This is a genomic window from Streptomyces sp. NPDC031379, assembly GCF_055569615.1.
The window spans coordinates 173,706-187,709 of the sequence record NZ_JBVIIT010000008.1 but is presented as its reverse complement, the minus strand read 5'-3'; the positions used below and the strand labels follow the sequence as shown (position 1 = coordinate 187,709).

The 14,004-nt window shown below is 71.1% G+C and carries 9 protein-coding genes; 4 read left to right on the top strand and 5 right to left on the bottom strand.

The genetic code is table 11. From position 1 onward, the window contains the following. Nucleotides 1-8 precede the first annotated feature (8 nt). Genes nuoL through nuoN form a run of 3 tightly spaced genes read left to right on the top strand, consistent with a single transcriptional unit; the run spans nt 9 to nt 5,178 of the window. Nucleotides 9-1,955 (top strand): NADH-quinone oxidoreductase subunit L, encoded by a 1,947-nt coding sequence (gene nuoL, locus ACZ5CW_RS14235; protein WP_468600887.1) that lies wholly within the window; start codon nt 9-11, stop codon nt 1,953-1,955. 5 nt (nt 1,956-1,960) lie between these two features. After that, nucleotides 1,961-3,532, top strand: a complete 1,572-nt coding sequence (locus ACZ5CW_RS14230) for an NADH-quinone oxidoreductase subunit M (protein ID WP_468600885.1) — start codon at nt 1,961-1,963, stop codon at nt 3,530-3,532. Further along, the gene (gene nuoN, locus ACZ5CW_RS14225; protein WP_468600883.1) at nt 3,529-5,178 is read left to right on the top strand and encodes an NADH-quinone oxidoreductase subunit NuoN; all 1,650 of its coding nucleotides are present in this window, start codon (nt 3,529-3,531) and stop codon (nt 5,176-5,178) included. Before ACZ5CW_RS14230 ends, nuoN begins: the two co-directional genes overlap by 4 nt. A 63-nt stretch (nt 5,179-5,241) precedes the next feature. On the opposite strand, the gene ACZ5CW_RS14220 is transcribed toward nuoN, so the two are convergent. Continuing rightward, nucleotides 5,242-5,778, bottom strand: coding sequence for a hypothetical protein (locus ACZ5CW_RS14220; protein WP_468600881.1), 537 nt, complete (start codon nt 5,776-5,778; stop codon nt 5,242-5,244). Nucleotides 5,779-6,116: 338 nt separating this feature from the next. Between ACZ5CW_RS14220 and recQ the strand changes: the two genes are divergently transcribed. Beyond that, on the top strand, nt 6,117-8,135 hold the full coding sequence (gene recQ / locus ACZ5CW_RS14215) for a DNA helicase RecQ (RefSeq protein ID WP_468601110.1): 2,019 nt from the start codon (nt 6,117-6,119) through the stop codon (nt 8,133-8,135). Between the two features lie 55 nt (nt 8,136-8,190). Here the strand turns inward: recQ and ACZ5CW_RS14210 are convergent, their stop codons facing one another. Genes ACZ5CW_RS14210 through ACZ5CW_RS14195 form a run of 4 tightly spaced genes read right to left on the bottom strand, consistent with a single transcriptional unit; the run spans nt 8,191 to nt 13,994 of the window. After that, complete coding sequence (locus tag ACZ5CW_RS14210; protein ID WP_468600879.1) at nt 8,191-10,956, bottom strand: fumarate reductase/succinate dehydrogenase flavoprotein subunit; 2,766 nt, start codon at nt 10,954-10,956, stop codon at nt 8,191-8,193. An 11-nt stretch (nt 10,957-10,967) separates the two neighbouring features. Next, nucleotides 10,968-11,756 carry an ABC transporter ATP-binding protein gene (locus tag ACZ5CW_RS14205; RefSeq protein WP_468600877.1) on the bottom strand — a complete coding sequence of 263 codons (789 nt, stop codon included), beginning with the start codon at nt 11,754-11,756 and terminating at the stop codon, nt 10,968-10,970. After that, nucleotides 11,740-12,654, bottom strand: a complete 915-nt coding sequence (locus ACZ5CW_RS14200; RefSeq protein WP_468600875.1) for an ABC transporter permease — start codon at nt 12,652-12,654, stop codon at nt 11,740-11,742. The genes ACZ5CW_RS14205 and ACZ5CW_RS14200 overlap by 17 nt, the downstream gene beginning before the upstream one ends. Beyond that, the gene (locus ACZ5CW_RS14195; RefSeq protein WP_468600873.1) at nt 12,651-13,994 is read right to left on the bottom strand and encodes an ABC transporter substrate-binding protein; all 1,344 of its coding nucleotides are present in this window, start codon (nt 13,992-13,994) and stop codon (nt 12,651-12,653) included. Before ACZ5CW_RS14195 ends, ACZ5CW_RS14200 begins: the two co-directional genes overlap by 4 nt. Nucleotides 13,995-14,004: the final 10 nt, after the last annotated feature.

Genomic DNA, 14,004 nt, shown 5'->3' with positions numbered 1-14,004 from the left:
GAAGAATCGTGGAGAACCTGATCGCGCTGCTCATCGCGGCGCCCCTGCTCGGAGCGGCCGTCCTGCTGGTCGGCGGCCGGCGCCTGGACCGCGTCGGCCACTGGATCGGCACGCTCCTGTCGGCCGCCTCCTTCGTGTTCGGCCTGATCCTCTTCGTCGACCTGCTCGGCAAGGAAGCCGAGCAGCGCACGCTGACCCAGCACCTGTGGACCTGGATCTCGGTCGGCAGCTTCCAGGCGGACGTCACCTTCCGACTGGACCAGCTGTCGATGACGTTCGTGCTGCTGATCACCGGCGTCGGCTCGCTGATCCACCTGTACTCGGTCGGATACATGGCGCACGACGAGCGCCGCCGCCGCTTCTTCGGCTACCTGAACCTGTTCCTCGCGGCGATGCTGCTGCTCGTCCTCGCCGACAACTACCTGCTGCTGTACGTCGGCTGGGAGGGCGTCGGCCTCGCCTCCTACCTGCTGATCGGCTTCTGGCAGCACAAGCCCAGCGCCGCCACGGCGGCGAAGAAGGCCTTCCTGGTCAACCGCGTCGGCGACATGGGCCTGTCGATCGCGATCATGCTGATGTTCACCACCTTCGGCACCTTCGCCTTCGGTCCGGTCCTCAGCCACACCGGGGACGCCTCCGAGGGCAAGCTGACCGCGATCGGTCTGATGCTGCTGCTCGCCGCCTGCGGCAAGTCGGCCCAGGTGCCGCTGCAGTCCTGGCTCGGGGACGCCATGGAGGGCCCGACCCCGGTCTCGGCCCTGATCCACGCCGCGACGATGGTGACCGCCGGCGTCTACCTGATCGTCCGCTCCGGTGCCATCTTCAACGCCGCCCCCGACGCACAGTTGGCCGTCACCGTCGTCGGCGCGGTCACCCTCCTCTTCGGTGCGATCGTCGGTTGCGCGAAGGACGACATCAAGAAGGCGCTGGCCGGCTCGACCATGTCGCAGATCGGCTACATGGTGCTGGCGGCCGGCCTCGGCCCCATCGGCTACGTCTTCGCGATCATGCACCTGGTGACGCACGGCTTCTTCAAGGCCGGGCTGTTCCTCGGCGCCGGCTCCGTCATGCACGGCATGAACGACGAGGTCGACATGCGCAAGTACGGCGGCCTGCGCAAGTACATGCCGATCACGTTCATCACCTTCGGCCTCGGCTACCTCGCGATCATCGGTTTCCCCGGCCTGTCGGGCTTCTTCTCCAAGGACAAGATCATCGAGGCGGCCTTCGCCAAGGGCGGCACCGAGGGCTGGATCCTCGGCGGCGCGGCCCTGCTGGGCGCGGCCATCACCGCCTTCTACATGACGCGCGTGATGCTGATGACGTTCTTCGGAGAGGAGCGTTGGAAGAACCAACCCACTCGCTCCCCGGAGGCGCCCAGCGCGGAGCCGGCCGCCGAGCACCGCGGTGAGCACACCGAGCCGCACCCGCACGAGTCCCCGAAGGTCATGACGATCCCGATGATCGTGCTGGCCGTCGGCTCGGTCTTCGGCGGCGCCTTCTTCAGCATCGGCGACCGCTTCCTGCACTGGCTGGAGCCCGTCACGGGCCACAGCGAGGGCGACTCGCCGCTCAGCGCCGCCACCGTCACCGGCGCGACCATGGTCTGCCTGGTCATCGGTGTCGGCATCGCCTGGGCCCAGTACGGCCGCAAGCCCGTCCCGGCCGTCGCCCCGCGCGGCTCCCTGCTCACCCGCGCGGCCCGGCGCGACCTGCTCCAGGACGACTTCAACCACGTCGTCCTGGTGCGCGGCGGCGAACACCTCACGCGCTCCCTGGTGTACGTCGACCACACCCTGGTCGACGGCGTCGTCAACGGCACGGCGGCCGGCTTCGGCGGCCTGTCCGGGCGGCTGCGACGGCTCCAGAACGGCTTCGCCCGCTCCTACGCGGTCTCGATGTTCGGCGGTGCGGCACTCCTGGTCGCCGCGACCCTGCTGATGAGGGCGGTCTGATACCGATGTCCTTTCCTCTTCTGACAGCGACGGCGGCGCTCCCGGCACTCGGGGCCGTCGCCACGGCCGCCGTACCGGCCACGCGGCGTACCGCCGCCAAATGGCTGGCGCTGCTGGTCTCACTCGCCACGCTCGCCCTGGCGATCATCGTCCTGGTCCGCTTCGACCCGGACGGCGCCCGCTACCAGCTCGCCGAATCCCATGCCTGGATCAAGGACTTCGGGGTGAGGTACGAGCTGGGCGTGGACGGCATCGCCGTGGCGCTGATCGCGCTCACCGCCCTGCTCATCCCGTTCATCGTCCTCGCGGGCTGGCACGACGCCGACCCGCTGGAGACCGGCAGCCGCCGCTGGCGTCCCACCCAGGGCTTCTTCGCACTGATCCTCGCCGTCGAGGCGATGGTGATCATCTCGTTCGAGGCCACCGACGTCTTCCTCTTCTACATCTTCTTCGAAGCCATGCTCATCCCGATGTACTTCCTCATCGGCGGCTTCGGGGACCGTGCCCACGAGCACGGCGAGGAGGCGGCCGCCACGCAGCGGTCCTACGCGGCGGTGAAGTTCCTGCTCTACAACCTGGTCGGCGGACTGATCATGCTGGCCGCGGTGATCGGCCTCTACGTGATCGCCGGGAACTTCAGCCTCTCGGAGATCGCCGAGGCCCGCGCCAACGGCTCGCTGCACATGGCGACGGACACCGAACGCTGGCTGTTCCTCGGCTTCTTCTTCGCCTTCGCGGTGAAGGCGCCGCTGTGGCCGCTGCACACCTGGCTGCCCAACGCCATGCAGGAATCCACCGCCCCGGTCGCCGTGCTCATCACGGCGGTCGTCGACAAGGTGGGCACCTTCGCGATGCTCCGCTTCTGCCTCCAGCTCTTCCCGGAGGCCAGCAAGTGGGCGACGCCCGTGATCCTCGTACTGGCGCTGATCAGCATCGTCTACGGCGCACTGCTCGCCGTCGGCCAGCGGGACATCAAGCGACTGGTGGCCTACGCGTCGATCTCGCACTTCGGCTTCATCGTCATGGGCATCTTCGCGATGACCAGCCAGGGCCAGTCCGGCGCGACGCTCTACATGGTCAACCACGGCATCTCCACGGCCGCGTTGATGCTGGTCGCCGGCTTCCTGATCTCCCGGCGCGGCTCGCGGCTCATCGCCGACTACGGAGGCGTGCAGAAGGTCGCCCCGGTGCTCGCCGGCACCTTCCTGATCGGCGGCCTGGCCACCCTCTCGCTGCCCGGACTCGCGCCGTTCGTGAGTGAGTTCCTGGTCCTGGTCGGCACGTTCACGCGCTATCCGGCGATCGGCATCATCGCCACCTTCGGCATCGTCCTCGCCGCGCTGTACACCCTCGTGCTGTACCAGCGGACGATGACGGGCCCGGTGAAGCCCGAGGTCTCGGCGATGCCCGACCTCCGCGCGCGCGAGCTGGTGGTGGTCGCCCCGCTGATCGTGCTGCTGATCTTCCTGGGCGTCTACCCGAAGCCCGTCACGGACATCGTCAACCCGGCGGTCAAACAGACCATGTCCGACGTTCAGAAGCAGGACCCCAAGCCCGAGGTGGAGGCGGCCAAGTGAGCACAGTAGCCGTCCACAGCCTGTGGACAACCGCGGCCGATCCGATCTCGAAGATCGACGCACCGAAGATCGAATACGGACAATTGTCGCCGACTCTGATCGTCGTCGGCGCGGCGCTGGTCGGAGTGCTCATCGAGGCCTTCGTCCCGCGCAGGTCCCGCTACTACGCGCAGGTGTTCGTGTCCGTCGTCGCGCTCTGCGCCGCGTTCGCCGCGGTCGTCGCGCTCGCGTCCGACGGGTACGGCACGACCAAGGCGCACGTCGCGGCCATGGGGGCGATCGCGGTCGACGGACCGTCCCTGTTCCTGCAGGGCACGATCCTGCTGGCCGGCCTGGTCGGCCTGTTCACCTTCGCCGAACGGCGCCTGGACCCGGCGGCGCACGGCAACCGGGTCGACTCCTTCGCCGCCCAGGCCGCGTCGGTGCCGGGCAGCGACAGCGAGAAAGCCGCGGTGAAGGCCGGGTTCACCACCACTGAGGTCTTCCCGCTGCTGCTCTTCGCCATCGCGGGCATGCTGGTGTTCCCCTCGGCCAACGACCTGCTGACGCTGTTCGTGGCCCTGGAGGTCTTCTCCCTGCCGCTGTACCTGCTGTGCGCGCTGGCCCGCCGCAAGCGGCTGATGTCGCAGGAGGCCGCGGTCAAGTACTTCCTGCTCGGCGCGTTCGCCTCGGCGTTCACGCTGTTCGGCATCGCCCTGCTGTACGGCTACGCGGGCTCCGTGTCGTACGCGCGCATCGCCCAGGTCGTCGACGGCACGGTCACCAACGTCGACCCGGCGCTCGCCGGCACCATGGGCAACGACGCACTGCTGCTGCTCGGCAGCGCGCTGATCGTGATGGGCCTGCTGTTCAAGGTGGGCGCGGTGCCGTTCCACATGTGGACGCCCGACGTCTACCAGGGTGCGCCGACCCCGGTGACCGGCTTCATGGCGGCGGCGACGAAGGTGGCGGCGTTCGGCGCGCTGCTGCGCCTGCTGTACGTCGTACTGCCCGGTCTGCGCTGGGACTGGCGACCGGTCATGTGGGCGGTGGCGGTCATCACCATGCTGGGCGGTGCGATCGTCGCGATCACGCAGACCGACATCAAGCGGCTGCTGGCGTACTCGTCCATCGCGCACGCCGGATTCATCCTCGCGGGTGTCATCGCCACCTCGAAGGACGGCGTGTCCTCCGTCCTCTTCTACCTGGCCGGGTACTCGTTCGTGACGATCGGCGCGTTCGCCGTGGTCACGCTCGTACGCGACGCGGGCGGCGAAGCGACCCACCTGTCCAAGTGGGCGGGTCTGGGCCGCCGTTCGCCGCTGGTCGCGGCGGTGTTCGCGGTGTTCCTGCTGGCCTTCGCCGGCATCCCGCTGACCTCCGGGTTCGCAGGTAAGTTCGCCGTGTTCAAGGCGGCGGCGGACGGCGGTGCGGCCCCCCTGGTCGTGGTCGGTGTGATCTCCTCGGCGATCGCCGCGTTCTTCTACATCCGCGTGATCGTGCTGATGTTCTTCAGCGAGCCGAGGCCCGAGGGCCCGACCGTGGCCGTCCCCTCGCCGCTGACCATGGCGGCGATCGGCGTGGGCGTGGCGGTGACCCTGGTGCTCGGTGTGGCGCCGCAGTACTTCCTGGACCTGGCGAGCCAGGCGGGAGTGTTCGTGCGCTGAGACCCGCGCCACGGCCGTACGGCCCCGGTTCCCGCTCGAGAGGGGAACCGGGGCCGTCGCACGTCAGTGACCGGACGGGCTCCCCGTGGCCGAGGACGGGCACTTCACCTTCGGGTTCCAGGGGGAGAAGAGGCCCGCGGGGTTCTTCTTGTACAGCCACACGTGCAGGTCGTAGTGGGCGGGCATCCCCGGGTAGTGGCCCGGCATCGGGCCCTGGAAGGCATGCCCGAACAGGCTCGGCCGCTTCATGTTCCTGCCGGTGACCGGGACGACCCACTCCACGCCGGCGAGCCGGCGCTTCCCGTTGCCGGCGTCCTCGTACAGCAGGCCCGCGGGCTTCTGCGGAGCGAGGGAACCGAAGAGAGACTCGTTGAAGTAGTGGAAGCCCATGCCACCCTGCGAGCGTGCCAGGCACATGTGCGGCTCGTAGCCGCGGGCGGTCGCGAGCGGCAGGGAGCGGTACTGAGCCGTCGCCGCGTACGCCATGGCCAGCTGCCGGTCGACGAGAGGGCTCCGGCCGGCGGCCTGGGCGGGCGCGGACGCGGGTACGGCGAGGGCGGACACGAGGGCGAGGGAGGCTCCGGCGAGACGAGCGATCATGAGGTGGGACTCCTAGGGGCAGGCGAGGGTGGGTCGTGCACGCGTGAACGGCGCGCGAAGCGTGATCCCCGAGCGGCCGGGCCTCCTCCCGGCCCGCTCCAGCAGCCTGTCCCCGGGCGAGGGGAGGCGGCGATCCGGAAGCGCCCAATGGGGTTGAGCGGGCGCTGCCCGGCGTCGTTCGACAGGCCGCGTGGCCGTGACCCACCGGCATGCGACGGCGTTGATACGACAAGCACACCCCCCCTGTGGACAACGGTCGGGCGTTGTCGGCACGGGCGCCTATCGTGGACGCAGTGGTCGACGGACGACGCACGGGGGAACCGACGGGGGACAGGACGATGGGCGCGACGGGCGGAATCAGCGAGATGCCAAGGATGACCGAGGGGCCGGGTGCGGCCGACAGCGAGGCGCTGGCCACACTCCACCGGGTCTTCGGATACGAAGCCTTCCGGGGCGAACAGGAAGAGATCATCGAGCACGTGGTGGCGGGCGGCGACGCCGTCGTCCTCATGCCCACCGGCGGCGGCAAGTCGCTGTGCTACCAGATCCCGGCCCTGGTCCGGCCCGGCACCGGCGTGGTGGTGTCACCGCTGATCGCCCTGATGCAGGACCAGGTGGACGCCCTGCGCGCCCTCGGCGTGCGGGCCGGCTTCATCAACTCCACGCAGGACTTCGACGAGCGGCGCCTCGTCGAGGCCGAGTTCCTGGCCGGCGAGCTGGACCTGCTGTATCTGGCGCCGGAGCGGCTGCGCCTGGACACCACGCTCGACCTCCTCTCCCGCGGCAAGATCTCCGTCTTCGCGATCGACGAGGCGCACTGTGTGTCCCAGTGGGGCCACGACTTCCGCCCCGACTACCTCACCCTGTCCCTCCTCGGCGAGCGCTGGCCGGACGTCCCGCGGATCGCCCTCACCGCCACGGCCACGCACGCCACCCACCAGGAGATCACCCAGCGGCTGAACCTCCCGACGGCCCGCCACTTCGTCGCCAGCTTCGACCGGCCCAACATCCAGTACCGGATCGTGCCGAAGGCCGACCCCAGGAAGCAGCTCCTCGCCTTCCTCCGGGAGGAGCACGCGGGTGAAGCAGGCATCGTCTACTGCCTCTCGCGCAACTCGGTGGAGCGGACCGCGGAGTTCCTGACCGCCCACGGCATCGACGCGGTGCCGTACCACGCGGGCCTGGACGCGGGCATGCGCGCCGCGCACCAGTCCCGGTTTCTGCGCGAGGACGGCCTGGTCGTCGTGGCGACCATCGCCTTCGGCATGGGCATCGACAAGCCGGACGTGCGCTTCGTCGCCCACCTGGACCTGCCCAAGTCCATCGAGGGCTACTACCAGGAGACCGGCCGCGCGGGCCGTGACGGCCTGCCGTCCACGGCCTGGATGGCGTACGGCCTGAACGACGTCATACAGCAGCGCAAGCTGATCCAGTCCGGTGAGGGCGACGAGGCGTTCCGCCGCCGGGCGGCCACCCACCTCGACGCCATGCTCGCGTTGTGCGAGACGGCCCGGTGCCGCCGCGGCCAGCTCCTCGCCTACTTCGGCCAGGACCCCGATGCGGCGGGCTGCGGCAACTGCGACACCTGCCTCGTCCCGCCGGAGACCTGGGACGGCACGATCGCCGCGCAGAAGGTGCTGTCGACGGTGGTACGGCTGCAGCGGGAGCGCGGGCAGAAGTTCGGGGCGATACAGATCGTCGACATCCTGCTCGGCAAGCGCACCGGCAAGGTGATCCAGTTCGACCACGATCAGCTGTCCGTCTTCGGCATCGGGCAGGACCTCACCGAGGTCGAATGGCGCGGCGTCATCCGCCAGCTCCTCGCCCAGGGGCTGCTCGCGGTCGAGGGGGAGTACGGCACGCTGGTGCTCACCGAGGTGAGCGGCTCGGTGCTGCGGCGGGAGCACGAGGTGCCGCTGCGCAAGGAGCCGAAGAAGCCGGCCGGCTCCCGGTCGCGGTCCACCGGTGGCTCCGGTGGTGACCGCAAGGCCAAGGCCGTCGCGGCCGAGCTGCCCGAGGAACTGATCCCCGCCTTCGAGGCCCTGCGTACCTGGCGCGCCGAGCAGGCCAGGGAGCAGGGCGTCCCCGCCTACGTCATCTTCCACGACGCCACCCTGCGGGAGATCGTCTCCCAGCGGCCCGGTTCCGTGCGCGAGCTGGGCACCGTCAGCGGCGTCGGCGAGAAGAAGCTGGCCACGTACGGGGAAGGGGTCCTCGAAGTGCTGGCCTCCCTGGACGGGCCGGACCCGGCCGGCGCCACGGACCCGGCGGGCTCCGCGGACCCGGCGCGCGCCGAGTCCGCGGAGGACCATTGGCCCGAGCCGGTGGACGAGCCGGAGCCGGACGACTGGATATAGCCCGGCCCGGCTCGGCGCCCGGCAGGGTGGGCGCGGCCGGGCGGCTCGGCCGGGGCTAAAGCCCGCGGGCCGCGTAGGCCCGGACGTCCGCGTCCGAGTCCGCCGTGGCCGTGGCGAGGGCTGCCCTGGCCTCCTCGGTGGCCCGGTGCCGCGTCAGAGCCAGGACCGCCGCCTTGCGGACATCGGCGTTCGAGTCGGCGAGGGCCTTGGCGAGGGCGGGGACAGCAGTGTCGGCAGGCGCGGCCGAGAGCGCGGTGGCGGCGCCGGACCGCACCTGCCAGGCCGGGTCGGACAGGGCGGCCACGGAGCGGACAGCGAGCGGCGCCGGGCATCCGGTAGCGGCCAGCGCACCGAGCGCGGCACCGCGCACCAGCGGATCGGCGTCCTCGGAGAGCCGGTCCAGGGTGCCGGTGAGCAGCTCCCGGTCGGACACGGCCTGCGACGCCGGGGCGACGGCGGCCAGCGCCTTGGCCACGGTGACCCGGACCTCCCGGGAGGGATCGTCCGCGGCGCCCGCCAGCGGCCCGACCGCGTCGACCGAGACGAGCGCCCGCACGGCCTCGGTGCGGACGGCGATGTCAGGGTCGTCCAGCGCCGCCGTGAACACGCCTGCCTCGCCGAGTCGTAGGGCGCGCAGCACATCGAGGGCGGCGGCACGGACCACGGGATCGGCCTGGCCGAGCGCACCGGTGAGGGCGGCGCCCAGGGAGGGCTCGGGCGGCAGGGTCTCGACGAGTTCGCGCAGAGAGGCCGCGGCGGCCGCGCGGACCTCGGCATCGGCGTCGGCGAGGGCGCCGGCCAGGGCCCGCCCGGTGCCCGGCGGCACGGTCTCGGTGAGCACCGAGACGGCCGTGCGGCGCACAGCGGGGTCCGGGTCGCCCAAGTATGGCTCGAGCAAGGAGAGTTCGGGCTCCGCCTCGGCCAGCTCCAGCAGCTCCAGGAGCCGTGGCGAGGCGGAGCCCTGGGGGTCGGCCCGGCCTGCGGGCCCGGCGGTGGGCGCGGAGGCCGGTCCTGCGGCGACCGGCGCCACCTCACGCGGCCCGGCCGTGGCCACGTGCTCGGGACGGACCTCGCCCAACCGCCGGGAAGGACCGCCAGCCGGCGTGAACTCCTCCACCGGCACCAGATACGGGGCCACGGGACGGGCCGTGAACTCCATCGCACCAGAGGGGGACTTGTGCAGATCGAGATGATGGAACCAGGAGACGTCGTCGCGCCCGGGATGGTCGAGACGGTCGTGGTAGAGGCCCCAGCGGGACTCGGTGCGGGCCAAGGACGCACGAGCGGCCATCTCCGCGCAGTCGCGGATGAAGGAGACCTCGGCGCAGCGCATCAGTTCGTGCGGGGTACGGGCGCCCATCGCCGCGATGTCGGCGCGCATCCGCTCGAAGGACTCCAGGGCGAGGGAGAGCCGGGCACCCGACTTGGGCGGGGCCACGTAGTCGTTCACGAAGCGACGCAGTTTGTACTCGACCTGGGTCTGCGGCGGGCCGTCCGGGTGGCGCAGCGGGCGGTAGATCAGCTCGTGCGCCTCGCGCACCTGGTCCGCGGGAAGCTCGCCGTCGTAGGCCGTGTACTGGGCGGCGTCCGCGCCCGCGAGGTCACCGAAGACGAAGGCGCCGATCATGTAGTTGTGCGGGACGCAGGCGAGGTCGCCGGCGGCGTAGAGCCGGGGGACGGTCGTGCGGGCGTGGTCGTCGACGCGGACCCCGGAGGCGGAGTGTCCGCCGCACAGGCCGATCTCGGAGATGTGCATCTCGACGTCGTGGGTGCGGTAGTCGTGTCCGCGTCCGGCGTGGAAGGTGCCGCGGGTCGGCCGCTCGGTGGAGTGCAGGATCGACTCCAGCGCGGAGATCGACTCCTCGGGGAGGTGGCTGAGCTTCAGGTAGACCGGCCCCCGGTCGCCGGCGACCTCGGCGGCGAACTCGGCCATCATCTGCCCGGACCAGTAGTCGGAGTCGACGAAGCGTTCGCCGTGCCGGTTGACCTGGTAGCCGCCGAACGGATTGGCGACATAGGCGCAGGCCGGGCCGTTGTAGTCCTTGATCAACGGATTGATCTGGAAGCACTCGATGCCGGTCAGCTCGGCGCCCGCGTGGTAGGCCATGGCGTAACCGTCACCGGCGTTGGTCGGGTTCTCGTATGTGCCGTAGAGGTAGCCGGAGGCGGGCAGCCCGAGCCGGCCGCAGGCGCCGGTCGCGAGGATCACGGCACCCGCGCGGACGGTGACGAAGGCGCCGGTACGGGTGTGGAAGCCGACGGCGCCCACGGCCCGGCCCCCGGCGGTGAGGACCCGGACCGGCATCAGCCGGTTCTCGATCCTGATCCGCTCCCGCATCTCGCGCCGCCGCAACTGCCGGTACAGGACCTTTTTGACGTCCTTGCCCTCTGGCATCGGCAGTACGTACGAGCCGGAGCGGTGGACCTGGCGGACCGCGTACTCGCCGTGCTCGTCCTTCTCGAACTTGACCCCGTACGACTCCAGCCGCTGGACCATCGCGAAGCCACGGGTGGCGGTCTGGCGGACGGTGGACTGGTCGACGATGCCGTCGTTGGCGCGGGTGATCTCGGCGACGTAGTCGTCGGGTTCGGCACGGCCGGGGACGACCGCGTTGTTGACGCCGTCCATGCCCATGGCGAGGGCACCCGAGTGGCGGACGTGGGCCTTCTCCAGCAGCAGGACGTTCGCGCCCCGCTCGGCGGCGGTCAGGGCGGCCATGGTGCCGGCGGTACCGCCACCGATGACGAGGACGTCGCAGGTCAGCTCCTCGGCGTCGGTGACGGCGGGGATCTCGAGGGAAGCGGGCGCGGGGGTGGTCACCGGGGTGCCTTTCAGGAGCCGAGCGAGGTGAGGATGTCGCGGCGCAGGGCGACGCGAGCCGGGGCGTCGAAGGCCGCACGATCACGGGGGCGCGGCACGTCCCGCACGGCGGCCACCCGCCCGGAGCCGAGCAGGGCCACGCGGTCGCCGAGGAAGAGGGCCTCGTCCACGTCGTGCGTGACGAAGACGACGGTCGCACCCGTGCCGCGCAACACCTCCACGAGCAGGTCCTGCATGCCGGAGCGGGTCTGGGCGTCGAGCGCGCCGAAGGGCTCGTCCATGAGGACGGCGCGCGGGCTGTCGGCCAGGGCGCGGGCCAACTGGGCGCGCTGGCGCTGCCCACCGGACACCCGGTGCGGCAACTGCCCGGCCTGCGCACTGAGCCCGACACGCTCGAGCCAGGACTCGGCTCGGGAACGGCGCACGGCGCGCGGTACGCCCCTGATGGCGAGCGGCAGTTCGACGTTTCCGCGCAGCGTCCGCCAGGGCAGCAGCGCGTCCTCCTGGAAGACCAGCGCGCGGTCGGCCGACGGCCCGGTCAGCGGGCTGCCGTCCACTTCCGTCGTGCCGCCCAGCGGGGCCAGCAGTCCGGCGAGCGTGCGCAGCAGCGTGGACTTGCCGCAGCCGGAGGGGCCGACGACCGTGAGGATCTCGCCGGGGGCGACCTCCAGGTCGACGCCGGCGAGGACCGGGGCGTCCGGGCGCCCCAGGACGGCGCCGCGGAACGCGAGCCGGGTGCCGCGCACGGCTTCCGGCGCCGGCGTGGCGGGGGCGTTGACGGTCTCAGACGAGGTGCTCATCGCGGGCCTCCTCGGTGTCGTTCTCGCCGTGCTGCTGGGACTGGGCCTTGTGCTCGGGCTCGCCGTCGGCCTGAGCGTGGACGGCGAGCGGACGGGACGCGCGGGCGCGGCCGCGGGGGACGTACGAGGTGCGGGGCAGCCAGCGGGTCAGGCGCCGGCCGAGGAGTTCCACGGCCGTGGAGGTGAGCCAGCCGAGGACGCCGATCGTGACCATGCCGACGAACACGCCGGGGTAGTTCACGACCGTGTAGTCCTGCCAGGTGCGGTAGCCGACTCCGTACTGGCCGGAGATCATCTCGGCGGAGATCACGCAGATCCAGGACACGCCGATGCCGACGGACAGACCGCCGAAGATGCCGGGCAGCGCTCCCGGCAGCACGACCGAACCGAGGATCCGGAACCGGCCGCCGCCCATGGTGCGCACCGCCTCCTCCCACACCGGGGTCAGCGCGCGGACCGCGTGCCGGGTGGAGACCAGCACGGGGAAGAAGGCGGCGGTGCAGGTGATGAAGACGATGCCCTGCTCGTTGGAGGGGAAGAGGAGGATCGCGACCGGGACGAGGGCGATCGCCGGGATCGGGCGGATCACTTCCAGGACCGGGCCGAGCAGGTCCTCGGCGAGGCGCGAGCGGGCCACGAGAACGCCGGTCGCCACGCCCAGGACGGCCGCCAGCGCGAAGCCGGTGAGGATCCGGGTGAGGCTGTCGGTGAGGTCGGTCCAGTAGTCGGCGCCGGAGAGCCGGTCGGTGAAGGCGTGGGCGACGTCGGTGACCGTCGGGAACTGCGAGAAGCGGAGCCACAGGTCGACGTCCAGGCTGGTCAGCAGCTGCCACAGGCCGAGGGCGGTGGCCAGGGACGCCGTCCGCAGCGCATACCGGGCGAGGGGCAGCCGGGTCATGAGGCCCGCTCCAGAGCCTCGTCGTACGAGACCGTGCGGGCGCCGCCGTGGGCGGAGACGTAGGCCTGCGCGGTCGCCGGGGCGACGAAGGGCAGTAGCCGGTCGCCGTCGGCCACCCAGACCGCCTTGTCGGCGAACCAGAGGGTGCCGGTGGTGGTGTCGGGCACGTAGGCGGCGCGGACGCCGTTCTGGTGCTCGGCCAGGTACGCCAGGAGTTCCTTCGGGGTCTTGAAGGCGGTCGTCTTCTCGCTGCCCTTGACCCACGCCTCGCTCGCGGCCGGCGCGGGTGAGGTGGCGAGCCGCTTGGTGTACGAGCTGCTGAGGGCTTTCTTCACGTACTGGTCGTCGACGAAGGAGTCCACGTCGATGTCGCCGGTCAGCTTGGCGGCCTTCAGTACGGACACGTCCTGCTTCAGCGCGGCGACGAGCCGCGGCTTGACGGCCGGGTCGAAGGTGGCGATGCCGTGGGCGCCGTTGTACAGGTAGACGACCTCGGCTGGCAGGCCGGTGGCCTCGGCGACCTTCTCGGCTGCGGTGACGGGGTGGCCGTTGAGGTAGTCCGTCGCCTGGGTCTGGGCCTTGAGGAAGGCTTCCAGTACGGCCGGGTGCTGCGTGGCGAAGTCCTCGCGGGCGGTGACGCCGTGGAAGGTGGGCAGGTTCAGCTGGGCGCCGTCGTACAGGGCCTTCGCCTTGCCCTGGTAGGCGAGCAGGCCGGGCCAGGCGACGAACTGGGACAGTGCGTCCACGCTGCCGGCGGAGAGCGCCGAAGCGCCGACCGCGGGCTGCTGGTTGAGCTTGGAGATTCCCTTGTTCGGGTCGATGCCGGCACGCTGCAGGGCTCGTACGAGAGTGCCGTCGGCTGCGGAGCCGATGCTCGTGGAGACCTTCTTGCCCTCGAGGTCTCGCAGAGAAGTGAGCTTGGAGTCCGGTGCGGTGACGACGGTGTTGAGGCCGCCGCGCAGGTTGTAGCCGGTGACGGACACCAGGTGGGTGGGGCGGCCGAGCTGTTTGCCGCGTGCCGCGTTGAGCAGCAGCGGGAAGTCGCCCATCGAGCCGATGTCGATCTTCCCGGCGGTCATCTGGGCGGTGATCGGGGCGCCGGTGGCGTAGTCCTGCCAGTCGACCTTGTAGGTGTGGCCGTCGTGCAGGGAGTTGAGCTGCTTCTCGAAGTAACCGAGGGAGCGCAGGAGCGTGCCCGCCGTGACGGTGTTGATGGTCTTGGACTGGTAGCCGACGGTCACGGTGACCGTGGAGCCGCTGCCCGCCTCGGCGCTGCCGCCGCAGGCGGACAGAGGAAGGAGGAGCGCGGCGGCGGACAGGGAGACTGCCGTGCGTTTCATGGTGGTTCGG

Excerpts from the sequence above, each read along its gene's own strand:
- ACZ5CW_RS14195 (WP_468600873.1), bottom strand. The coding sequence starts at position 13,994 with ATGAAACGCACGGCAGTCTCCCTGTCCGCCGCCGCGCTCCTCCTTCCT.
- ACZ5CW_RS14230 (WP_468600885.1), top strand. The coding sequence starts at position 1,961 with ATGTCCTTTCCTCTTCTGACAGCGACGGCGGCGCTCCCGGCACTCGGG.
- ACZ5CW_RS14220 (WP_468600881.1), bottom strand. The coding sequence starts at position 5,778 with ATGATCGCTCGTCTCGCCGGAGCCTCCCTCGCCCTCGTGTCCGCCCTC.
- ACZ5CW_RS14205 (WP_468600877.1), bottom strand. The coding sequence starts at position 11,756 with ATGAGCACCTCGTCTGAGACCGTCAACGCCCCCGCCACGCCGGCGCCG.
- recQ (WP_468601110.1), top strand. The coding sequence starts at position 6,117 with ATGGGCGCGACGGGCGGAATCAGCGAGATGCCAAGGATGACCGAGGGG.
- ACZ5CW_RS14200 (WP_468600875.1), bottom strand. The coding sequence starts at position 12,654 with ATGACCCGGCTGCCCCTCGCCCGGTATGCGCTGCGGACGGCGTCCCTG.